Origin of the sequence: Halomonas binhaiensis (assembly GCF_008329985.2) — a bacterium.
GTDB classification, from domain to species: domain Bacteria; phylum Pseudomonadota; class Gammaproteobacteria; order Pseudomonadales; family Halomonadaceae; genus Halomonas; species Halomonas binhaiensis.
The window spans coordinates 1,391,343-1,412,926 of record NZ_CP038437.2 but is presented as its reverse complement, the minus strand read 5'-3'; the positions used below and the strand labels follow the sequence as shown (position 1 = coordinate 1,412,926).

Here is a 21,584-nt window from a genome sequence, read left to right as displayed (position 1 = left end):
ATGCCAATAGGCATCACAAACCGGCCAGTTCCATGACAATATTCCATTCTTCATCGGTGACGGGCTGCACGGAAAGGCGCGCATTGCTGACCAGTGCCATTGAGGAAAGGCGTGGATCCGACTTCACCTGAGCCAGCGAAACTGCACGCGGCAAGGGCTTTACTGCCTTGATATCGACGCATTCCCAGCGGGCATCATCAGCGGTGCTGTCAGGGTGTGCCTCAGCGACAACCTCAACAATACCGACGGCTTCTTTTCCATGATTGGAATGATAAAGCAGACCAAGGTCGCCCTTTTTCATCAGGCGCATATTGTTGCGTGCCTGATAATTACGCACACCGTCCCATTCTTCGCCTCGCTCGCCCTTGGCAACCAGATCATCCCAGCCAAATACATCAGGTTCGGTTTTGAACAACCAATACGCCATCAGCTCACCCTCTTTTTCATTCGGTTATGCTGCCTCTCACACAAGACCGAGTCCTGCCACACGGCATGCTTATACCTCATCCATACCGGCTCGCAACTGATACAGGGTACTGCGTCAGTTGCTAGCAACATAAGCAATAATGAACAGCGCACTCAGCGTAAAAATCAGCAGAGGGCTGCGCGCCATGCCCTTAAGGCAAATGACAATACCAGTAATGCGATGCCAGTAATGCGATGCCAAATATTACGCGAAACCACAGAAAACGTTCCTCATAATCCCTTTGGGATATCACTACCTGGGAGGAGCACGCCCCCTGCGTTGACCAATCCTACATCTTGCAATGCTAGTGCAATAGCCAAGGCAGCTCAGTTTTGCCACAGCCCGAACACCTCAATTAAGCCTAGCCGGGAGGGGTCTTCAACTTGAATGAATGATTAGCACGCATCAGCAGGATGACCGCGAGAACGGCGAACAAGTTGATACCTATTACAAGCTCAGGCACGCCAGCACCAATGAAGAATTCACCGCTGGCACCAATATTTGCGCTGAAGTCTGCTCCAGCCGAACCATTGCCAAACTGAAGAGTGGGGCTAAGGTGAGCACCGGTATACCACTGATATTTGAGACCAGGTAAGGTGAGTTCCGGAATCTGCGAGGCAAAGAGGATAGCTGCCCATTTGCGACCATAAGGAGTGCCCTGCCATAGCCGCAAGCCGGTAAAAACCGCCCATGCAAAAAGAGCCGCCAGCCCACCCATTGGGAATGCAAGTAGCCAGCTTTGCCGAATGAGTTGAACTCCAAGTATTGCGGCAATGGCTATGCCGATGATTCCTCCAATTACGAGCATGGCCGCGAAGAACCGCGTCGTTTTGTTGTAGTGATTCACGAGAGACTCCCCTGTGCACTCTTATAGTGATGAGGCTACAAGCTCTGATATTGGATGCATGAGCAATCGCGTTCAACAACGTTATATCGCACGCATCCCCCTCGGCAACTCACTGAAATTTCTTAATATTCAGCATGGCAAGTCAACATGGCGTCGATCACCTTGCCTTCTGCACAGCACAGATGATCACGCCGGCTGTATTCCTAAGACCCTTCTTGTTCTGAACTTGGCACAAATCCATGCCTACTGCCACCAACGCTCTTCAAATATCCTCTATGCCCTGGATAAACCCGCATGATTTCTCATGAGTTCAAAGGGCCCTCTATTCCGTGTAGAGCCCAGTAGCCGTGGAGCCCTATCCAGGCGCATGGATGCATAGCAACTGGTAGGTTTAGATTGTTGGGAATAATACCCATCAGCTGTAGAGGGATCCGGTGACCGGCAAGCTGGTTATCGCGAGTGATGTTCTTGCTTGTAGTGAACTCGTCCTTTGCAGCGACTTCCGAGATGGGAATGATCTGGATGCCATCCTTCTTGCCGCTGGGGCTATAGAGGAACAGGTTGCGAAAGTTGCCCACATCGCGAGGCTCCTTGATGGCAGCCCAAACGCAAAAACGGGATCAAGCTTTCGCTTGATCCCGTTTTCTCAATTCTGTGGCGGAGGGGGAGGGATTCGAACCCTCGATGCCTTTCGACATACACACTTTCCAGGCGTGCTCCTTCGACCACTCGGACACCCCTCCGCATTGTCATCCCAAGCACTTCTGTAGCGCGTTGCGCGTACCGTTTCGCTCAAGACGGCGCATACTTTAACGGCTTAAGTTCGCGATTGCAAGACAATTTCTGTCTTCTGCTCTGTTCCATTCTCCTTCGCCGACGACACCGGCCCGACCATCGACGGAAGTGGCATGGAGAGCCTCAGCAGGAAGCTTTACCTTAAAACACTAATGTTGAGCTTGATAACAACCACTCCTCCCCTCCCTGCCGACTGGCGCTCAAGGAATATCATGTCCGACACCATTACATTGACCCTGCAACAGGCTGAGCAGCTCAGTCTCGACATCCTGATCCGAAATGGCTTCAGCGACGCCCATGCTGCTGCCATTACACGTAGCGTGCTGGCCGCTCAACGCGATGAGTGTCACTCCCATGGTCTGTATCGCATACTCAATTGTGTCGAAGCGGCTCGCCTCGACGCCATCGATCCGCGTGCCGAACCGGAGGTCATCGACCAGGCTCCCGCCGTTGTCAGGGTCAATGCACACCAGGGCTGCTCGCTGCTACCCATGGAACAGGGCCTGCCGCTGCTAGTGACCAAGGCAAGAACGACCGGCATTGCGCTGCTGGGTATCAATAACTGCTTTCACTTCTCGGCACTCTGGCCGGAAGTCGAAGCGCTTTCCTCACAGGGCCTGGTCGGCATTGCCATGAACCCCACTCATGCCTTCGTTGCCCCTGCCGGTGGCCACAAGCCTCTGTTCGGCACCAACCCTTTCGCCTTTTCCTGGCCTCGACCGGGCAAGACACCCTATACCTTCGACTTTGCCACGAGCGTCGTGGCACGTGGAGAAATCGAACTGCATCGTCGTGCGGGAAAGCAGATACCTGATCACTGGGCAGTGGATACCGACGGCAACCCCACCACCAACCCCGAGGATGCCCTTGCCGGCGCCATGCTGACTTTCGGGGGGCACAAGGGATCGGCGCTGTCGACCATGATCGAGCTACTGGCCGGGCCCTTGATTGGTGATCTGCTGGGCCATGAAACCCAAGCGCCCACCGCTGAGGGAGGCGGCAAGCCATTCCACGGAGAACTGCTGATTGCCATTGCACCCGAGGTCCTGCTGGGTGATCAGGCCGCCCAACATCTATCCCATGCGGAGCGATTGTTCGAAGGGATCATTGACCAGGATGCACGCTTGCCCTCACAACGTCGCTATGCCGCCAGAGAACGAAGCCTGGTCAATGGTGTCACGATTCCTGAGGCACTATATCTCGAGCTCAAAGCGCTGCTGTAGAGCAGTGCTTTCTTGGCGGTGTTCAAGAGGTGTTCAATAGGTGTTCAAGAGTAGTCCTGGAGTACACCCAGTGGCGGCTGATTACTTCAGCACTGCATAGTCGCCGCTGGCTTCCAGACATAGCGTATCGCCACACCAAAGCTGCTGAGTCAGAGAGATGCGCCCTCGCCCCTTCTTATCAAGCTGCTCCGCGAGTCGCTTGGCAGCATCGTCCTCTACCGGCTTGCATACCAAACGGTAATCGCTGGTCACCGGGGCCAGGAAACGCTGGCTGGCCTCTGCCACAACAACATCACGCTGAATGCCCTGGCGACGCAGCCACAATGTGACCCAGCACCAGCCGAGCAAGGTGGTCTGGGCGGTCAGCCCTCCACCAAAGCCGGTGCCCTTGTCATTGAGGTTGGGAACAAGGGAAAGATCCCAGATCAAGGTGCCTTCTTCCCGCTGCATCTCACGAATGCCCATGGCGCTCACCATGGGAATAGCTTCCTCCAGCCACTGAAGAAAGGCCGCCAGATCGTCTTCGGCTTCGGGCAGAGGGAGACGAGGATGAGGAATACCGACCTGACGCATCTGAGTCCCCTTTTCAGTTCCGGTGCTCAACTCAGTTCCAGTGTTCGACAAAACTGTCGATGTCATGCGTTGGTAGAGGCCTGTGGCGCCCACCCAGCTGGCCGATATAGATGAATGCGATCAACTCATCGTCATCCCCCAGATGCAGTCCCTTGCGTACCGTGGCATCGAAGGCGTACTTGCCACTGCGCCACATGGCACCAAGTCCCAGCGCATGGGCGGCCTGTACAATGCCATGGGCAGCACAGCCGGCAGAAATCACCTGCTCGATCTTCGGCACACCGGGAACATCCGGCGTCACCTTGGCCACCACGGCGATAATCATGGGTGCACGCTTGGGCTTCATGCGCGCGGCATTGAGCACATCATCCGAGGCACTGGGATCCTCACGAAACTCAGCCTCGGCAAACAGCTCACCGAGGCGCTCCAGACCCGCGCCAGAGAACTCGATAAAGCGCCAAGGGCGCAATTCCTTATGATCAGGAGCCCGTACCGCAGCACGGTATATAGCCTCCAGCTGCTCGGCATTCGGTGCTGGCCCGGTCAGCTTGCCCATGGAACTGCGCTCATGCAGCAACGTCATGGCATCCATCGATAATCTCCTGAATATGGATCACAAAACCCTAACAGAAGGCATTATTGCCGCGCCAGACGCAATGGCGTCGGAGGTTGTTCTCCTGGTGTCCCCCGCCATGGGCTGATATCCAGACCACCACGGCGCACATAGCGTGCCAGCACCAGAAGGCGCTCAGGCTGCGCCTTGGCCATCAGATCCATGAAGATGTGCTCCACGCAATGCTCATGAAAATCCTGATGCTGGCGGTAACCCACGATATAGCGCAACAGCCCCTCGCGATCGAGCTTGGGCCCACGATAACGAATCAGGACGCTACCCCAGTCAGGCTGGCCAGTGACTGGGCAGTTGGACTTGAGCAGATGCGAGGTCAGCGTTTCTTCAACAATCACATCACTTACCCGTAGATGATCAGCGCTGGGTGTGTAGTCATTGATGTCGATATCCAGCTCATCGATACACTCACCGGGCAGCGGACGCGTCTGCAGGACTTCGTCATCGACCGAGAACAGCTCTACCGAAACCTTGGCTCCTGCCGCCGCAGACAAGTCTCGCTCAAGTGTGGAAACAACCTCTTCGCGTGTAGCGAAGCGAGTCTGATTGAAGCTGTTGAGGTAGAGCTTCCACGACTTGGACTCGATCAGGCTGGGTGATTCGGCAGGCAGGCGGAATCGCGCCACCGCGACGATCGGCTTGCCCCGAGCATTGAGCCAGGACAGCTCGAAAGCATGCCACTCATCTTCGCCCACAAACGGCAGCGCACCTTCCTGAATGCCTAAAGGAGCACGATTAGCCGCCCGGGGAATCGGGAACAGCAAACTCGCATCGTAGTGCTCCGGATAAGCGGAATCACGCCCCAGAGGGGCATGTTCCAGCGTTGTCGGACGTTCGTTGGAAATTGATTTAGTCATCAGGGGAAATCTCGTTACAAGCCTTGAGGTGCTCCGGGCTAGGTTCTAATGCCCTTGCCCCGCTCCAGCATCCACAACGCAATGGCGAACAGCACCACGATAAAGCCAAAGACGGCCAGCAATGCCCAGCCTACTGGAATATCCGATACGCCGAGGAAGCCGTAACGGAATACATTGACCATATACAGGATAGGATTGAGCATCGACGCCGCCTGCCAGAATGTCGGCAGCAGGGAAATCGAATAGAACACACCTCCCAGGTAGGTCAGTGGCGTCAGCACGAAGGTCGGCACAATGGAAATATCATCGAACTTCTTGCCCAGCAGCGCATTGATGAAACCACCGATGGCAAACAGCGCTGCCGTCAGTACCACTACGCCAATGGTCAACAGCGGATGAGCCACCTGGATACGAGTAAAGAACAATGATACACCAGTGACAATGATGCCGACTCCCAGCCCACGCGCCATGCCTCCCAGCACGAAGCCAGACAGAATCACCCAGTTGGGCATGGGCGACACCATCATCTCCTCGACACTGCGTTGGAACTTGTTGGAGAAGAAGCTCGATGCCACGTTGGAATAGCTATTGGTGATCACTGACATCATGATCAGACCAGGGACAATGAAGTCCATGTAGCTTTGGCCATCCATCTCGCCGATACGCGAGCCGATCAGGTTACCGAAGATGATGAAGTACATGGTCATGGTGATCGACGGCGGCAGCAATGTCTGCGGCCAGATCCGCGTGAAGCGCTTGATCTCCTTGACCACCAGCGTCCACAGCGCGATTGCTATCTGACTGGCATTCATCCCTGAATCTCCTTCTTGCTACCCTGCTCCACCATGGAAACGAACATTTCCTCCAGGCGGTTGGCTCGGTTGCGCATGGACATGACCTCAATGCCTTCACGATGCAAGGCCTCGAAAACATCATTGAGCCGCTGACCACGGTGCACCATCACTGACAGTTGAGCGGCATCGACCCGCCGCACTTCAAAGCCGTCGATCACTGGCGCCTGTTCAATGGGATCTGCCAGATCAAGCAGGAAAGTCTCGGTATCCAGCTCCGCCAGCAGCTCACGCACACTGGTATTACGGACGATTTCTCCACGATTGATGATGCCCACGTTGCGGCACAAGCTTTCCGCTTCTTCCAGATAGTGCGTGGTAAGGATGATGGTGGTGCCTTCATCACGGTTGATACGCTGCATGTATTCCCACATGCTGCGCCGCAATTCGATATCCACCCCGGCGGTAGGCTCATCCAGAATCAGCAATTTTGGCCGATGCATGAGCGCCCGGGCAATCATCAGGCGGCGCTTCATGCCGCCCGACAGGTTGCGCGCCGCACCATTGCGCTTGTCCCACAGGCTGAGATCACGCAGCAGGCTTTCTGCCCGCGGCAGCGCTTCTCGCCGCGGCATGCCGTAATAGCCCGCCTGGGCCAGGACGATATCGATGACCTTCTCGAACTGGTTGAAATTGAATTCCTGGGGCACCACGCCGAGGTGATACTTGGCTTTGGCGAAGTCTTCATCGATATCGATGCCGAAGATCTTCACCTTGCCTGCCGTCTTCTGGACCAGCGAGCAGACCACGCCTAGCGTAGTGGACTTGCCAGCCCCGTTGGGACCGAGCAATGCATAGAAATCACCCTGCTGCACATCGAGATCGATGCCCTTGAGGGCTTGAAATCCATTGCCGTAGACCTTGGTCAGGCCACGAATGGACAACGCCGGTTCGGCCATGAGCAAATCCTGGAGAATGTCAGAGGAGTCGCCACCTGCCGCGCACTGGTTGGCGGTCAGGAAGACGATTAGATAGAGGGCTTAACATATGGGGGTGAAGCAATGTGACTTCAAGTCCACAGACGAATAAGCCCACAAGAGACTTGTGCGAGAAAACCGAGCTTCTGAGAAACGGAGCTTCTGAGAGATATTAGAGCAAAAGCGCAATCGACCGGGCTGGCGTTCCAGCTCGCGACCCCAACCTTGGCTTCATACGATAGATCAAAAACTGGAGCGGGAAACGAGATTCGAACTCGCGACCCCAACCTTGGCAAGGTTGTGCTCTACCACTGAGCTATTCCCGCTTGAGAGGAGGCGATGCGAAGTGGCGTCCCATAGGGGGTTCGAACCCCTGTTCCCGCCGTGAAAGGGCGGTGTCCTGGACCACTAGACGAATGGGACGCATGGAGCGGGAAACGAGATTCGAACTCGCGACCCCAACCTTGGCAAGGTTGTGCTCTACCACTGAGCTATTCCCGCGTATCTTACTACATTCGCAGCGCAGACTTCTGATCGGAAGTGGCGTCCCATAGGGGGTTCGAACCCCTGTTCCCGCCGTGAAAGGGCGGTGTCCTAGACCACTAGACGAATGGGACGCATGGAGCGGGAAACGAGATTCGAACTCGCGACCCCAACCTTGGCAAGGTTGTGCTCTACCACTGAGCTATTCCCGCGCTTTCCGATAACCTTGATGAGTCGAGTGGCGTCCCATAGGGGGTTCGAACCCCTGTTCCCGCCGTGAAAGGGCGGTGTCCTGGACCACTAGACGAATGGGACACATGTCGCTCGTCTCGTCGAGGTGGCGCGTATGTTACTGAGCACCCTGAAAAGTGTCAAGCCTCCTCCCACAATTTCGCTGCCGTTTTCCTGCACTTGCCCTACCCTGCAGGAGCTTCGGCTTTCCACTCTTCTTCTACTATCAAAGGTAGCTAGCTTGAAAGGCTGACGGATAGAGAGGTTGATGGATAGAAAGGTTGATGGATAGAAAGGAATTACGATGGTTAGAAAGGAATAGCGGTGGATAGGATGATGAGGGATCAAAGGATGGCGTTGATTGGTCAAACAGGCATAAACGTCGTAGCTTGTAACTGTAGCTTGTAGCCAAGGTGAGTCTTTAACCGAGGTGAGTTCGTCACAGGAGTACGCCCATGCGCAAGAAGATTGAAAAGACCGAAGCTGAATGGCGCGAGCAGCTGACACCGGAGCAGTATCACGTCACGCGCGAGAAAGGTACTGAACGCCCCTTCACTGGCGACTACCAGGTCACGGATACTGTCGGCATCTATCACTGCGTATGTTGTAACGCACCGCTATTCGAGAATGAGCACAAATTCGATGCAGGTTGTGGCTGGCCCAGTTTCGATCGCCCATTGTCCGGAGAAAGCGTCGAGGAGCACATGGACACCAGCCACGGCATGCATCGTACAGAGATTACGTGTTCTCGTTGTGGTGCCCACCTTGGACATGTATTCCCGGATGGCCCTACCAGGACCGGCAACCGGTTCTGCATCAACTCAGTCGCACTGAACTTCCACGAAGGCGAGTGAGGCTCTTGCGCTTCTACCAGCTTGTTTATTGATACTTCCCGCCCTCATTAACACTTCCCTACTGCAGTACGCGCGGTCGGCCTTCTGGTAAGATGGCCGACCGCTATGATTTTTGCAGGAGAGGCTCCATGCTCGGCTGGTTTCCGGGACACATGAATAAAGCGCGGCGCCAGATACTCGAGGCACTGCCGGAAATCGACGTTGTCATCGAAGTGCTGGATGCTCGTCTTCCATACTCCAGTGCCAATCCGATGCTGGCCCACCTCACCCGTCACAAGCCTGTGCTCAAGATCCTGTCCAGGGCAGACCTGGCAGATCCACAACGTACCAAGGAGTGGACGGCATTCTTCGATGCCCAGGAAAACACCCGGGCACTGGCGATCACCACGACCAATACGCGGGAGTTGAAGCGCATTCCCAAGCTGTGCCACGAGCTGGCCGGCCAGGTGCGTGCCGATCGGGATGTACGTGTGATGGTCATGGGCATTCCCAACGTCGGCAAGTCCACCCTGATCAATGGACTGGCCGGGCGCACCATTGCCAAGACCGGCAATGAGCCAGCCGTGACCAAGCGCCAGCAGAAAGTACGCATTCCGGGCCGCATCGCGCTGACCGACACCCCTGGCGTGCTATGGCCCAAGATCGAGGACCAGGCCAGTGCCTATCGCCTGGCTGCCAGCGGCGCCATTCGCGATACCGCCATCGATTATGTCGACGTGGCGCTGATTGCGGCTGCAGAGCTGGCCAAACGCTATCCCGATGCCCTCAAGTCGCGTTATAAATTGAAACAGCTGCCGACATATGAAGCCAATCCGGAAGCCGACAGTGTCGAGGCCGATGGTGGTTTTCGTCTGGACCTGATGGCCAATGCCGGTTTCGACGGTCACGCCATCCTCGCCGACATTGCCTCCAGGCGCGGCGGGCTTCGTGCAGGCGGCGAGATCGATCTGCACCGTGGCAGTGAAGTCCTGCTCCACGAGCTGCGCGACGGCAAGATTGGTCGGTTGACACTGGAAACACCGGCCGATATTCCCGAAGAGGAGCCTGAAGAAGAAGGGCTTGAAGAAGCAGAACAGGATCTACAGGAAACGGCTGGCCAGGCACCTGCCAACGCCCAGGTTGGCGACGCCAGCCAGAGCCAGAAGACACAGGACAGCACCCCCGACAACGGGCCCCAATAAACGGATTGAACGAGACCCCCAGCGCCATGGATACGCCCATCCTTCGCAAGTCCCACAAGCTCGACAACGTCTGCTATGACATTCGTGGACCAGTACTCGAGCACGCCAAGCGCCTGGAAGATGAAGGCCAGAGGATCTTGAAGCTCAATATCGGCAACCCTGCGCCGTTCGGCTTCGAGGCACCGGAAGAGATTCTCCAGGATGTGATGCGTAATTTGCCCACGGCCCAGGGCTACTGCGATTCAAAGGGACTCTATTCGGCGCGCAAGGCGATCATGCAGGAAAGCCAGCGCAAGGAGATCCCTGGCGTCGGTATCGAGGACATCTTCATCGGCAACGGTGTCTCGGAATTGATCGTGATGGCCATGCAGGCCTTGCTCAACGACGGTGACGAAGTGCTGATTCCAGCACCCGACTATCCACTGTGGACCGCTGCGGTGAACCTGTCCGGAGGCCGCGGGGTACATTATCTGTGTGATGAGCAGGCTGATTGGGCCCCAGCCATGGACGACGTCCGTGCCAAGGTGACCAGCCACACCCGTGCGATTGTCATCATCAACCCCAACAATCCCACAGGTGCGGTCTATCCACCGGAGGTATTGCACGAACTGCTCGATATCGCCCGGGAACACAACCTGGTGGTGTTCTCCGACGAGATCTACGACAAGATCCTCTACGACGACACTGTGCATGTTGCAACCGGCTGAGTGGCATGACACCAGGTGGTCGCTGGATTTCATTCAGGGCCTGAACATGCTGGCATCCATGCGCCTGTGCGCCAATGTGCCGGCACAGCATGCCATCCAGACCGCGCTTGGCGGTTATCAGTCAATCAACGACCTGATTCTCTGCTCGCCCAAGTGCTGGTGTCAAGCCCAAGGGGGCGCTCTACGCCTTCCCCAAGCTCGACCCCAAGATGTACGACATCAAGAATGACGAACAACTGGTGCTTGACCTACTGCTGCAGGAAAAGATCTTGCTGGTTCAGGGAACCGCCTTCAATTGGCCAGATCCAGACCATGTACGCATCGTTACCCTGCCCTGGGCCGACCAATTAGGAGATGCCCTGGACCGGTTCGCTCGCTTCCTGTCACGTTATCGCCAATAGGAAGCCTTCAAGAAAACAACATGTGCTTGGGTAATACTGATTCGCCTGTACTGTACTGTACTGTGCTGTACTGTGCTGTGCTGTGCTGAACAAATTGTGCAACGACTGTGACAGTATTCCTGATCTTGAAACCAAGTTCTTGAAACTCACCGGCATTGCACATATCTAAGCAGCATGCTGGCCCACAACAGACTCATGCAACACGCTCATGCAAAACGCATCCAGCGGTCAGTTCGGACAACGTTGGACAACAATATTTCTCTAAAAACTGCAGATTTACCATACCGCATCTGAGGACATGCCATCTCAGATGCGGGCAGGGACAACCCCTTCACGGAGATATCCGGCAATGATGAGAATCCTGCTTTTCCTGGGTACCAACCTGGCCGTCGTGCTGGTTGCCAGTTTCACCCTGCGCCTATTGGGGGTGGAGCCTTATCTCAATGCTCAGGGCATCAATTTCAATGCGCTGTTGATCTTCTGCTTCGTCATCGGCATGGCAGGTTCCATGGTCTCGCTGTTCATATCCAAGTGGATGGCCAAGAGATCCACGGGCACAGTGATCATCGAGTCTCCGTCCAACCCTACGGAAAAGTGGTTGCTCGACACTGTGGCAGAACTGTCCGAAAAGGCCGGTATCAAGATGCCGGAAGTCGGCATCTTCCCTGCCCAGCAGTCCAATGCCTTTGCCACTGGCTGGAACAAGAACGACGCACTGGTGGCCGTCTCTGCCGGCCTGCTAAACCGTATGCAGCCGGAAGAAGTGAAAGCCGTGCTGGCCCACGAGATCGGTCACGTATCCAACGGCGACATGGTCACCCTGGCGCTGATCCAGGGCGTGCTCAACACCTTCGTGATGTTCTTCGCCCGCATCATTGCCCATCTGCTGGATGCCTTCCTGCGGCGTGATGACAACCAGGGCCTCGGCTTCTTCGGCTACATTGCCGTGGTCACCGTGGCGGAAATCGTCTTTGGCATTCTTGCCTCGATGATCGCGGCCTGGTTCTCACGCTTCCGCGAGTACCGTGCCGATGCAGCCGGCGCCCAACTGGCTGGCTCCGGCGCCATGATCAATGCTCTGGCCCGCCTCAAGGCCGAGACGCAGATGCCCGACCAGATGCCTGACACCTTGACGGCCTTCGCCATCACCACCGGCCAGAGCCGCAAACTGATGGAGAAGTTGTTCGCCAGCCACCCGCCGCTGGACGATCGTATCCGCGCGCTCAAGGAAGCCGCCTACCGCGAGTAAGACAGCCCCGCCCCCGCCCTGTGCGGGGGCCATTTTTCAGACTCCCTCGTCAATAATCACACCATATACATTCGTAGCTCACAGCTCACAGCTCATAGCTCGTAGCTCGTAGCTCGTAGCTCGTAGCTCGTAGCTCGTAGCTCAAACATCACAGCGAAATCCCATATGAACATCCATAGAATCAACCCCTCGAAGCGCTGGTCCGATGCCACCGTATTCAATGGTATCGCTCACTTTGTCGAAGTCCCGGAAAGCGACCTCAATGCCGACATCAAGGGCCAGGTCAGCCAGGTACTGGAGCAGGCGCAGCAAAGTCTGGCGACTGTCGACAGCGACAAGAGTCGCGTACTGTCGGTCACTATCTATCTCACCGACTTTGCCAATTTTGACGCACTCAACGAAGTCTGGGACGCGTGGTTCCCAGACGGTAGCGGTCCCAGCAGAGCCTGCGTCAAGGCCGAGCTGGCCAACCCCAGATACCTGGTGGAAATGGCCTTTGTCGCTGCCGCTGGAGAACGCTTTCAGTCATGAAGCGCTGCCATCGTGAATAAAAGCCATCGTGAATAACAACCACCTTGAATAGAAAAAGCCGGCCAATCAGCCGGCTTTTCTGACTTCCTGAACAGCGGTTATCCTCCCTGTTCCGCCACTGCCCTCAATGCATGAATATCAGCGCCGACAATAAGATCGAGATGCCGGGTAATCCTTTCTGCACTCCAATCCCACCAGGCTATTTCCAGTAACGCCGCTATCGTCTTGTCATCAAAACGATATTTGATGACCTGGGCGGGATTGCCACCTACCACGCTATAAGGAGGTACGTCACTGGTCACAACAGACTTGCTCGCCACGATGGCACCACTACCGATCTTGACGCCAGGCATGATGGTGGCTTCATAGCCGATCCAGACATCATGGCCAATTTCCGTATCTCCCTTGTACGGCAGGTCACCTTCCCCAGGCATGACCTTCTCCCAACCTTGGCCAAAGATCTGGAAAGGGTAAGTGGAAAAGCCTGACATCCTATGATTGGCACCATTCATGATGAACTTCACATCCTTGGCAATGGCACAAAACCTGCCGATCACCAACTTGTCGCCAATAAAGGGAAAATGATAAAGGACGTTGCTCTCGAAACGCTCTGGCCCCTGGGGATCATCGTAATAGGTATAGTCACCGACGATGATGTTGGCGGAAGAGATGAAATTCTTCAGAAAACCGACCTGGGGAAATCCTTTCATCGGCTCCTTGTCATCCGGACTTGGCCCTATCATGCTCACCTCCCTTGAGATCGTATCCACACCCTTTCCATTATGCCTCTCGTCATACCGACCTGATCAGGCTCAGACTGGAGGGCAAACACGAAAACCAGCGCCAGATAGCCATGGCGCCAGCTCAACAGCACTTCCCTTCAAGCCGACTTCCAGAGTGGCGAACTCCCGGCGCAAGGGATAGTTGGCGCGGCAGGCATCAAACGCTTTGCCCGATCGGTCACCGTCCAGTGCCCGGTCCAGGCGATCATGATCACGACGAGGGTCATAAACCGCACGCATGCACAAGCGCAACGCTTCATCCGGCGAGAGGCCTGCACCCAGCTCCAGACGGGAAAGTGGCGGTTCAGGCGTCAGATCACCAAAACTGATTCGCGCCGGCAGTCCCAGATGCCGGCTCAAGGCCTGATAGATCTGGTGCGTACCGCGCAACTTGCCATCCAGACTGTGCCCCGCGATATGTGGCGTCGCCAGATCGACCCGTCGCTCCAGTTGGACGTCGATGGCTGGCTCGCCTTCCCATACATCCAGCAGCGCCGTGATATCCCCCTGCTGCTGCAAGCGCTGCTTGAGTGCGTCACCATCCACGCAGTCGCCACGCCCGGCATTGAGCAATACCGTCCCCGGCCGCAGTGCCGCAATACGCTGTGCATTCAGCAGATGATGGGTGGCATGCTCCCCTTCACGCACTAGAGGGGTATGCAAGCACAGGACATTGCACTCTTCGATGACACGCTCAAGCGACATGAACTCACCGGCGGCTTCCACTGCAGCCCTGGGAGGGTCGCATAAGCGATGCGCGATCCCCATGGCCGCCAGGCGTCCAGCCAAACGCCCACCGACATTGCCGACACCGACAATACCGATGCACTGATCCGCCAGCGCCTCTCCGCTCCGCTCCATGGCCAGCCCAAGTGCAGCCAGCACATAATCCACCACTGCTTCAGCGTTGCAGCCTGGCGCACTGGAAAAGCCAACACCATGCGCCTTCAGAGCCGACTGGTCCACATGGTCCGTACCGATGGTACAGGTCCCGACAAAGGACAGTGGAGAGCCCAGGCCCTTGGCCTGGTCAATGACCGCAGCGTCCAGGCGGGTGATCGAGCGGATCACCAGGGCATCGATATCCGCCAATACCTGGGCATCGATCTCCCGGCCAGGCATGCGATGCACCTCTCCCAAGGGAGAAAAGCAGATATCACTGGCAGGCACATTGGCATCGACAAGAATCTTCATGACTTTCCTTGGTCTCGATATACTTTCTCAGCGTACAATAGCGCGATCTTACCCGCAGGTGCGCCCCCCGCGTCACCCGTTGCCGCAATGACTTGAGTTACACCAGGAGCCAACGTTGATCATCCGCTGGGAAACCGACCATGACTACGTCCTCGTGCATATCCACCAGGACATGTTCGGTGACTGGATATTCAGCCGTGCCTGGGGCCAGATTGGCACCCAGTTCGGAGGCCTGAAGCATGCCTTGGCCGATGACCATGCCCAGGCCATGCTGTGGCTGGAGGATGAAACCACCATCCAATCCTCCCGTGGCTTTCGCAAGGTCCTCGAAGCTGATGACTCAAGTCCTGAAGCTCAAGAGGCCATGGGGCAGCTTTCTTTACTCGATGCTCTGTAGCGCCGAACGACGTCCAGGCCTTTGCTTCTGAACACCCCGCATACCTGAACGCCTCGCAAGAAGACGACACCCCGAAAGCCGGACATCTTTTCCAGCCTTCGGGGTGTTTTCATTGGTAATGGAACAGAGGGGCACTGGATGCCCCTCTGACTTACCTACACTGACTTACCTACCTACTGACTTGCCTAACCGCTGACCTAACTACCACGGTCAAGCAAGATACCCTTGTGATTCATCCGGGTCGTCAGGGCCTTCCGGCGTGGCGTCTTGCTGTTCCCGGCGGGCCTGTTTCCGCGTCACCAGCTTGCGCAGCGCCACGTAGAACACTGGCGTGAGGAACAGCCCGAACAGGGTGACCCCGAGCATGCCGAAGAACACTGCGACACCAAGTGCCTGGCGAACTTCAGAACCTGCACCAGAGCCCAGCATCAACGGTATTACCGCCGCCGTGAAGGTGATCGACGTCATGATGATCGGACGCAGGCGCAAGCGACATGCCTCGAGAGCAGCCTCAATGATGCCCTTGCCTTGCTGCTCAAGCTCGCGGGCAAACTCGACGATAAGAATCGCGTTCTTGCATGCCAGGCCAATCAATACGACCAACCCGACCTGAACAAAGACATTGTTGTCGCCCTTCATCCACCACACCCCCAGCAAGGCGGAAAGCATGCACATAGGGACAATCAGGATCACGGCCAACGGCAAGGTCCAGCTTTCATAGAGCGCCGCCAACACCAGGAACACCAGCAACACCGACAGAGGGAACACAATCAGAGCAGCATTCCCTTGAGTTGCCTGCTGGAAGCTCAGGTCCGTCCACTCGAAGGTCATGCCATTGGGCAACACCTGGTCAGCCAGCTCGCTCAACACCTGCATCGCCTGGGACGATGACAGCACAGAGGGGTCCGACTCCCCTGCCAGGTCGGCTGCCGGATAGCCGTTGTAGCGCAGCACCGGGTCCGGGCCAAAGGTCTCATCGATATTCACCATCGTGCCAATCGGTACCATTTCGCCATGCACATTGCGGGTACGCAGATTGGCAATGTCTTCGACACTATCCCGGAAAGGACCATCGGCCTGGGCAATCACCTGCCAGGTACGGCCAAACTGGTTGAAGTCGTTGACATAGGTGGAACCAAGGTAGGTTTGCAGCGTCTCGAACAGAGACGTCAGCGGTACCCCCAACGTCTTCGCCTTGACTCGGTCGACTTCCGCGTCCAGCTGCGGCACGTTGGCCTGATAACTGGTAATCGGGAAGCCCATGCCTGGCGTCTGGGCAACGGTCCCCTGGAAGGCCTGGATCGCACTCTGCATGGCGCCATATCCAAGCCCGGCACGGTCCTCGATGAACATCTGCCAGCCATTGCCATTGCCCAGCCCCAGAATGGGCGGTGGCATGAACGAGAAGGTGAAGCCTTCCTGCAAGGCCGATATCTTCTGGTTGATGCCGGCGTTGATCTCAGCCGCCGTACGTGAACGTTCAGAGAATGGCGCCAGAGTCAGGAAAGCCACCCCACTGTTGGGTGTATTGGTGAACTGCAAGGCATTGAGCCCCGGAAAAGCTATCGAGTGGATGACGTCCTCGTCCTGCATGGCCAGTTCACTGACCTTGCTCAGCAAGGCATCCGTACGCTCCAAAGAAGCCCCTTCCGGCAGCTTGACGCCAGCGATCAGGTACTGCTTGTCCTGGGTCGGAATGAAGCCAGGAGGCACCACCTTGAACATCATTCCGGTGGCCACCAGCAACAATGCATAGACCACGAACACAGATCCGCGCCGATGCAGGGAACGGGATACCGCCCCTTGATAACGCTGTGAACTGCTGGCGAAGAAGCGGTTGAACGGACGGAACAGCCAGCCGAACATCAGGTCGATCAGCAGCGTCGCCCTGTCCCTCGGCGCATCATGCGGCTTGAGCAGCATGGCCGCCAGCGCAGGCGACAGCGTCAGGGAATTGATGGTGGAAATCACCGTGGAAATGGCGATGGTCGCGGCGAACTGACGGTAGAACTGCCCGGTAACCCCCGAAAGGAAGGCCATGGGCACGAATACGGCACACAGCACCAGGCCAATAGCAATGATCGGTCCAGATACCTCGCGCATGGCCTGATGCGCCGCCGCCAGGGGCGTCAGACCTTCCTCGATGTTACGTTCGACGTTCTCCACCACCACGATGGCATCATCGACCACGATGCCAATCGCCAGCACCAGTCCGAATAATGTCAGGGTATTGATCGAAAAGCCGAGCAGATAAAGCACCGCAAAGGTGCCGATCACGGATACCGGCACCGCGATCAGGGGAATCACCGAAGCTCGCCAGGTCTGCAGGAACAGCGTCACCACCAGTACCACCAACAACACAGCTTCAAACAGGGTCTGGATGACCGAGCTGATGGAGTCACGCACGAAGATGGTCGTGTCGTACACCGCCTCGTATTCGACGCCTTCGGGGAACCACTGGGACAACTCATCCATGGCGGCAATGACCTGCTTCTGGATATCCAGCGCATTCGCCCCTGGCGCCTGGAAGATACCGACGGCAACAGCATCCTTGCCATCCAGCTGTGAACGCAGCGTATAGTCGCCCGCGCCCAGCTCGAGACGCGCAACGTCGGACAGGTGCACGACCTCGCCGTTCGCCCCTGACTTGATCACGATGTCACCGAACTCCTGCTCGGTCGTCAGACGCCCCTTGGCATTGATCAAGGTCAGGTAGTCACTATTGGCTATCGGCTCAGCCCCCAGCTGCCCAGCCGAGACCTGCACATTCTGCTCGCGCATGGCCTCCACTACCTCTCCCGAGGTGAGCCCTAGTGCGGCGATACGATCAGGGTCAAGCCAGGCACGCATGGCATAGTCGCCACCACCGAATATCTGCGCATCCCCCACGCCTTCGATACGTGACAGCACATCCTTGACGTGCAACCGGACATAGTTGCGTAGATACAGTGTGTCGTAACGGCCATCCGGAGATGTCAGATGAACGACCATCAAGAAGGTCGGCGACTGTTTCTGGGTCGTCACGCCCTGACGCCGGACTTCCTCAGGCAAGCGCGCCTGCGCCTGGCTGACGCGGTTCTGCACCTTGACCGCCGCATCATCCGCATCGGTGCCTGGACGAAAGGTCACCGTGATCTGCAACACGCCATCGGAACCGGCAGTGGACTTGAGGTACATCATGTCCTCAACTCCATTGATCGCCTCTTCCAACGGCGTCGCCACTGTCTCGGCGATGACCTTGGGGTTGGCACCAGGGTACACCGTACGCACGACCACCGACGGCGGCACCACTTCCGGATACTCACTGATCGGAGACTGCGGAATAGTGATCAGGCCGGCAATAAAGATAAGAATTGACAGCACCCCAGCAAAAATAGGGCGGTCAACGAAAAACTTCGCGAAATCCATGAAAGGACTCTCCCTCAGGGCGAGTTGGCATCCGCTTCACTGCGAACTTGGCTAATGGAGAGCTGAGTAGCGTCTTCCCCGCTCTCCATATCGACGCTTTCCGCCACGACCTTCATTCCCGGAAAGAAGATCTGCTGGGCACCGCGGACCACGACATTGTCTCCAGCTTCCAGGCCGGCGGAGACTACCCTCAGCCCATCGGCTTTGCGTCCTGTCTGAATGTCCTTGCGCACCGCCGTGCCTTCATCATCGATGACATACACATACTTGCGGTCCTGATCCGTGAGTACCGCCTTGTCATCGATCAGGATGGCGTCTTCCGCATTACCACCAAGCAGTTGAACACGGGCAAACATGCCAGGAGTGAAGACGCCATCAGGGTTGTCGAGCACCGCACGGGTCAATATGGTGCCCGTGGTGCCATCCATGCGGTTGTCAACGAAGTTGACTTCTCCTTGATATGGATAGCCTTGGTCACCAGCAAGACCAATGCGCACGGGAGTACTCGCTTCACGGGAACTGGGACGCTCTCCGTTACGCGCCAGAGCGTTATATTTCAGGAATGTCTGCTCATCACTGAAGAAGTGCACATACACCTGATCCAGAGAGACAATGTTGGTCAGTGCGGTTGTTTCGGTGACCAGATTGCCCTCTGTCACCAGAGCCCGCCCTGTACGTCCTGAAATAGGAGCCCGAACCTCGGTGAATTCCAGGTCCAGTTGGGCCATTTCCAGTTCTGCCTTGGTCGCTGCCAGGTCCGCTTCCGCCTGGGCCGCAACAGCACGGCGCTGGTCCCTTTCCTCTGTGGATATCGCATTGCTCTGCGACAGACGCTCAGCCCTCGCTGCTTCGCCACGACTGCGCACGACCTGGGCCTGGGCACGTTGCACTTCAGCCTCGGCCTTCGCCACCGTGGCACGGTAAGGGCGTTGATCGATCACGAACAACACATCCCCCTTTTCCACCTGTTGGCCCTCGGTGTAGTTGACGCTGACCAATTGGCCCGACACTCTAGGGTGTAGCTCCACCCTATCCACTGGCTCGATGCGTCCGGTGAATTCGTCCCAGAAGTCGACGTCCCTGACCAGCACATCGGCGACACTGACATGAGGAGGTGGAGGCGCCTGCTGGGCTTCATCCGCCTGACTGTCACAGCCAGCAACAGCAACCAACAACAAGACGCTCAAGGTGGCGCGCACGGGCATGTTGCGCGCCCCGGCAATGACCAGCAGCGCCCGTCTGATCACGCCGTCAGCCTTGGCTGTATGGTTCATGGGTGCATTTCTCCACTTCGCATTCTGGAAAAAGAAGTCCAAGGTCCGCTAAATGTCGTTTACCGGGCCCAAGAATCGACAAGCACCTGGAGAGATGCTGAATACATCAGCATTCCCCAAACTACGAGTCTTCAACTACGGGTTCTCAACTACGGGTTCTCAACTACGAGCTCTCAACCACGAGATGAATCGACAATGCAGCTTGCACGTTTCAGTGAAGCGCTGGGTCAATGACCAACAGGATGAGTGGCAGGAAAAGTTCGCTTCAGACGAGCTGACACGCACTTCCCACATCCATATGGGCCACAAGGTACGCAGAGCACAGCAACCGGAAAAAAGCATCCGGATAAAGGAGAGAGGATTCTTACGCTCAAGCACTGAGTGCCAACTTGCCAACAGCAAACTGGTACACAATGACCAAAAAGCCGTCATGAGATAGAGGCTATAACGTACGGATTCCGCTGTGATTCACACGCACAGGCATTTATGCATTGCTTGTACTTATTTACGTTAATGCCTATACGTCGGCTTGATTAGCCTATCTTTGAGGGAAATACTGTTTCACTGATGGGACAATCGAACCATCCTGCAGGACAGCAGTACTACTGCGGTCTCATCCGAAAGGATTAGACCACAAAAGAACTGGACCACCGACAAGCTGGATCACGATAGAACAGCATCATCATAGAACTGCACCACAAAATAGAACTGCACCACAAATCCTTACCCCGGACCTTTACCTCGGAACAGATACCATGAACCAGGATCTCAATGATGTCCTGATCTTCGCCAAGGTCGTGGAACAAGGCAGTTTCACTGCAGCCGCACGCATCCTGGACATTCCCAAGACGACCGTGAGCCGCAAGGTTCAGATGCTGGAACAACGCCTGGGAGCAAGGCTGCTCAACCGCACGACTCGCCGTTTGAGCCTTACCGAAGCTGGATCTCTCTACTATGAATACTGCAACCAGATCACTCTGCAACTGAACGAAGCAGAAAGTGCCGTTCACCGCCTGGAAGACAAGCCCCGTGGATGGCTGAGAGTCACGGCTCCCTTTACCCTGTGCACAGAGTTTGTCTCGGCACTGATCCGGGACTTCCGCACGCTCTATCCAGAGGTCAAGATCGACCTGGTGCTGTCCAACGATCGCCTTGACCTGGTCGCCCACCAGATCGATGTGGCACTACGCGTGGGCCCACTTCCCGACTCCAGCCTGGTCGCTCGCCCTCTGGCACGATATCGCTCCTACATCTATGCCAGCAAACGCTATATCGCTCGTTACGGTGAGCCAAAGGAGCCTTCCGAGCTGGTCCATCACCATGCACTGGCCAAGTCCTCCGACTTGCGCAATCAGCGTTACACGTGGCTGTTGCAGAATGGTCAGCGCCGAGAGGAAGCCCCGATTACCCCCATTGCTGTGGCCAACGACCCTTTTGCCCTGCAAGAGCTGTTTGTCGATGGCCAAGGCCTGATGCTGGCCAGTGAAGTGGTAGCCTGCTGGGGGGCCAGGGAAACCGAGCTGCGCCGGATACTTGAAGATTGGTCAGGACCAGAAGTCGAGCTGGCTGCGGTCTTTCCCGGGGGACAACTGGTATCGCCCAAGGTCCGCACTTTCGTCGACTTCGTCGCCGAGCGACTGCGCCTGGAGAACCTGCCTCCGGACAAACATCGGCAGCCTGAACCACAAGCTGAAATTGCCGAAGAGGAAGTCGTACCAGCATGAGCTGAAACCTG

18 protein-coding genes, 7 tRNA genes and 1 pseudogene are annotated in these 21,584 nt (G+C 56.5%); 8 read left to right on the top strand and 18 right to left on the bottom strand.

The genetic code is table 11. From position 1 onward, the window contains the following. Nucleotides 1-13 precede the first annotated feature (13 nt). The 3 genes from E4T21_RS06130 to E4T21_RS06120 all read right to left on the bottom strand — a co-directional run bounded on the left by E4T21_RS06130 (nt 14) and on the right by E4T21_RS06120 (nt 2,056). Complete coding sequence (locus tag E4T21_RS06130; RefSeq protein WP_149284170.1) at nt 14-427, bottom strand: EVE domain-containing protein; 414 nt, start codon at nt 425-427, stop codon at nt 14-16. A 400-nt stretch (nt 428-827) separates the two neighbouring features. Continuing rightward, nucleotides 828-1,313: a hypothetical protein gene (locus E4T21_RS06125; RefSeq protein WP_149284169.1), complete on the bottom strand. Its 486-nt coding sequence runs from the start codon at nt 1,311-1,313 to the stop codon at nt 828-830. Nucleotides 1,314-1,968: 655 nt separating this feature from the next. Then, nucleotides 1,969-2,056: transfer RNA gene (locus E4T21_RS06120), tRNA-Ser, on the bottom strand. 264 nt (nt 2,057-2,320) lie between these two features. On the opposite strand from E4T21_RS06120, the gene E4T21_RS06115 reads away from it, so the two are divergent. Then, nucleotides 2,321-3,331: an Ldh family oxidoreductase gene (locus E4T21_RS06115; RefSeq protein ID WP_149284168.1), complete on the top strand. Its 1,011-nt coding sequence runs from the start codon at nt 2,321-2,323 to the stop codon at nt 3,329-3,331. An 81-nt stretch (nt 3,332-3,412) separates the two neighbouring features. On the opposite strand, the gene E4T21_RS06110 is transcribed toward E4T21_RS06115, so the two are convergent. The 11 genes from E4T21_RS06110 to E4T21_RS06060 form a co-directional block, all read right to left on the bottom strand. Next, nucleotides 3,413-3,904 carry a YiiD C-terminal domain-containing protein gene (locus E4T21_RS06110; RefSeq protein ID WP_149287067.1) on the bottom strand — a complete coding sequence of 164 codons (492 nt, stop codon included), beginning with the start codon at nt 3,902-3,904 and terminating at the stop codon, nt 3,413-3,415. A 31-nt stretch (nt 3,905-3,935) separates the two neighbouring features. Beyond that, on the bottom strand, nt 3,936-4,496 hold the full coding sequence (locus E4T21_RS06105) for a nitroreductase family protein (RefSeq protein WP_149284167.1): 561 nt from the start codon (nt 4,494-4,496) through the stop codon (nt 3,936-3,938). Between the two features lie 44 nt (nt 4,497-4,540). Further along, nucleotides 4,541-5,389 (bottom strand): NADPH-dependent 7-cyano-7-deazaguanine reductase QueF, encoded by an 849-nt coding sequence (queF, locus tag E4T21_RS06100; RefSeq protein WP_149284166.1) that lies wholly within the window; start codon nt 5,387-5,389, stop codon nt 4,541-4,543. Nucleotides 5,390-5,427: 38 nt separating this feature from the next. Further along, entirely contained in the window at nt 5,428-6,201 is a 774-nt protein-coding gene (locus tag E4T21_RS06095; protein ID WP_149284165.1) for an ABC transporter permease, read from the bottom strand. Continuing rightward, nucleotides 6,198-7,139, bottom strand: a complete 942-nt coding sequence (locus tag E4T21_RS06090; RefSeq protein ID WP_149284164.1) for an ABC transporter ATP-binding protein — start codon at nt 7,137-7,139, stop codon at nt 6,198-6,200. Before E4T21_RS06090 ends, E4T21_RS06095 begins: the two co-directional genes overlap by 4 nt. 269 nt (nt 7,140-7,408) lie before the next feature. Next, nucleotides 7,409-7,483, bottom strand: a tRNA-Gly gene (locus E4T21_RS06085). 21 nt (nt 7,484-7,504) lie between these two features. After that, nucleotides 7,505-7,580 (bottom strand) — tRNA-Glu (locus E4T21_RS06080). A gap of 3 nt (nt 7,581-7,583) precedes the next feature. Further along, nucleotides 7,584-7,658 (bottom strand) — tRNA-Gly (locus tag E4T21_RS06075). A 40-nt stretch (nt 7,659-7,698) separates the two neighbouring features. After that, nucleotides 7,699-7,774: transfer RNA gene (locus E4T21_RS06070), tRNA-Glu, on the bottom strand. 3 nt (nt 7,775-7,777) lie between these two features. Beyond that, nucleotides 7,778-7,852, bottom strand: a tRNA-Gly gene (locus tag E4T21_RS06065). A gap of 27 nt (nt 7,853-7,879) precedes the next feature. Further along, a tRNA-Glu gene (locus tag E4T21_RS06060) sits at nt 7,880-7,955 on the bottom strand. Between the two features lie 371 nt (nt 7,956-8,326). Between E4T21_RS06060 and msrB the strand changes: the two genes are divergently transcribed. The 5 genes and pseudogenes from msrB (at nt 8,327) to E4T21_RS06035 (ending at nt 12,794) form a co-directional block, all read left to right on the top strand. Then, nucleotides 8,327-8,725 carry a peptide-methionine (R)-S-oxide reductase MsrB gene (gene msrB, locus E4T21_RS06055; protein WP_149284163.1) on the top strand — a complete coding sequence of 133 codons (399 nt, stop codon included), beginning with the start codon at nt 8,327-8,329 and terminating at the stop codon, nt 8,723-8,725. A 128-nt stretch (nt 8,726-8,853) separates the two neighbouring features. Continuing rightward, the gene (ylqF, locus tag E4T21_RS06050; RefSeq protein WP_149284162.1) at nt 8,854-9,906 is read left to right on the top strand and encodes a ribosome biogenesis GTPase YlqF; all 1,053 of its coding nucleotides are present in this window, start codon (nt 8,854-8,856) and stop codon (nt 9,904-9,906) included. Nucleotides 9,907-9,932: 26 nt separating this feature from the next. Continuing rightward, nucleotides 9,933-11,014 (top strand): annotated as a pseudogene (locus tag E4T21_RS06045) (pyridoxal phosphate-dependent aminotransferase). Nucleotides 11,015-11,363: 349 nt separating this feature from the next. Further along, on the top strand, nt 11,364-12,263 hold the full coding sequence (gene htpX / locus E4T21_RS06040; RefSeq protein ID WP_149284161.1) for a protease HtpX: 900 nt from the start codon (nt 11,364-11,366) through the stop codon (nt 12,261-12,263). A gap of 165 nt (nt 12,264-12,428) precedes the next feature. Continuing rightward, on the top strand, nt 12,429-12,794 hold the full coding sequence (locus E4T21_RS06035) for a RidA family protein (protein ID WP_149284160.1): 366 nt from the start codon (nt 12,429-12,431) through the stop codon (nt 12,792-12,794). Between the two features lie 98 nt (nt 12,795-12,892). Here E4T21_RS06035 and E4T21_RS06030 read toward each other — a convergent pair whose 3' ends face one another. Both E4T21_RS06030 and pdxB read right to left on the bottom strand, forming a co-directional pair. Then, a complete protein-coding gene (locus tag E4T21_RS06030) occupies nt 12,893-13,537 on the bottom strand; it encodes a Vat family streptogramin A O-acetyltransferase (RefSeq protein WP_149284159.1) in 645 nt (214 codons plus the stop codon). A gap of 69 nt (nt 13,538-13,606) precedes the next feature. Next, nucleotides 13,607-14,770 carry a 4-phosphoerythronate dehydrogenase PdxB gene (pdxB, locus tag E4T21_RS06025; protein WP_149284158.1) on the bottom strand — a complete coding sequence of 388 codons (1,164 nt, stop codon included), beginning with the start codon at nt 14,768-14,770 and terminating at the stop codon, nt 13,607-13,609. 115 nt (nt 14,771-14,885) lie between these two features. On the opposite strand from pdxB, the gene E4T21_RS06020 reads away from it, so the two are divergent. Next, nucleotides 14,886-15,167, top strand: coding sequence for a hypothetical protein (locus E4T21_RS06020; protein ID WP_149284157.1), 282 nt, complete (start codon nt 14,886-14,888; stop codon nt 15,165-15,167). Nucleotides 15,168-15,377: 210 nt separating this feature from the next. Here E4T21_RS06020 and E4T21_RS06015 read toward each other — a convergent pair whose 3' ends face one another. Together E4T21_RS06015 and E4T21_RS06010 are read right to left on the bottom strand one after the other, a co-directional pair. After that, the gene (locus E4T21_RS06015; RefSeq protein ID WP_149284156.1) at nt 15,378-18,575 is read right to left on the bottom strand and encodes an efflux RND transporter permease subunit; all 3,198 of its coding nucleotides are present in this window, start codon (nt 18,573-18,575) and stop codon (nt 15,378-15,380) included. Nucleotides 18,576-18,589: 14 nt separating this feature from the next. Then, nucleotides 18,590-19,780 (bottom strand): efflux RND transporter periplasmic adaptor subunit, encoded by a 1,191-nt coding sequence (locus E4T21_RS06010; protein ID WP_149287066.1) that lies wholly within the window; start codon nt 19,778-19,780, stop codon nt 18,590-18,592. Between the two features lie 824 nt (nt 19,781-20,604). Here E4T21_RS06010 and E4T21_RS06005 point away from each other — a divergent pair. Further along, nucleotides 20,605-21,573, top strand: coding sequence for a LysR family transcriptional regulator (locus E4T21_RS06005; RefSeq protein WP_149284155.1), 969 nt, complete (start codon nt 20,605-20,607; stop codon nt 21,571-21,573). Nucleotides 21,574-21,584 lie beyond the last annotated feature (11 nt).

Excerpts from the sequence above, each read along its gene's own strand:
- pdxB (WP_149284158.1), bottom strand. The coding sequence starts at position 14,770 with ATGAAGATTCTTGTCGATGCCAATGTGCCTGCCAGTGATATCTGCTTT.
- E4T21_RS06005 (WP_149284155.1), top strand. The coding sequence starts at position 20,605 with ATGAACCAGGATCTCAATGATGTCCTGATCTTCGCCAAGGTCGTGGAA.
- E4T21_RS06035 (WP_149284160.1), top strand. The coding sequence starts at position 12,429 with ATGAACATCCATAGAATCAACCCCTCGAAGCGCTGGTCCGATGCCACC.
- E4T21_RS06010 (WP_149287066.1), bottom strand. The coding sequence starts at position 19,780 with ATGCCCGTGCGCGCCACCTTGAGCGTCTTGTTGTTGGTTGCTGTTGCT.
- E4T21_RS06105 (WP_149284167.1), bottom strand. The coding sequence starts at position 4,496 with ATGGATGCCATGACGTTGCTGCATGAGCGCAGTTCCATGGGCAAGCTG.
- E4T21_RS06030 (WP_149284159.1), bottom strand. The coding sequence starts at position 13,537 with ATGATAGGGCCAAGTCCGGATGACAAGGAGCCGATGAAAGGATTTCCC.
- E4T21_RS06095 (WP_149284165.1), bottom strand. The coding sequence starts at position 6,201 with ATGAATGCCAGTCAGATAGCAATCGCGCTGTGGACGCTGGTGGTCAAG.
- E4T21_RS06090 (WP_149284164.1), bottom strand. The coding sequence starts at position 7,139 with ATGGCCGAACCGGCGTTGTCCATTCGTGGCCTGACCAAGGTCTACGGC.
- E4T21_RS06115 (WP_149284168.1), top strand. The coding sequence starts at position 2,321 with ATGTCCGACACCATTACATTGACCCTGCAACAGGCTGAGCAGCTCAGT.
- ylqF (WP_149284162.1), top strand. The coding sequence starts at position 8,854 with ATGCTCGGCTGGTTTCCGGGACACATGAATAAAGCGCGGCGCCAGATA.
- E4T21_RS06130 (WP_149284170.1), bottom strand. The coding sequence starts at position 427 with ATGGCGTATTGGTTGTTCAAAACCGAACCTGATGTATTTGGCTGGGAT.
- queF (WP_149284166.1), bottom strand. The coding sequence starts at position 5,389 with ATGACTAAATCAATTTCCAACGAACGTCCGACAACGCTGGAACATGCC.
- htpX (WP_149284161.1), top strand. The coding sequence starts at position 11,364 with ATGATGAGAATCCTGCTTTTCCTGGGTACCAACCTGGCCGTCGTGCTG.
- msrB (WP_149284163.1), top strand. The coding sequence starts at position 8,327 with ATGCGCAAGAAGATTGAAAAGACCGAAGCTGAATGGCGCGAGCAGCTG.
- E4T21_RS06015 (WP_149284156.1), bottom strand. The coding sequence starts at position 18,575 with ATGGATTTCGCGAAGTTTTTCGTTGACCGCCCTATTTTTGCTGGGGTG.
- E4T21_RS06110 (WP_149287067.1), bottom strand. The coding sequence starts at position 3,904 with ATGCGTCAGGTCGGTATTCCTCATCCTCGTCTCCCTCTGCCCGAAGCC.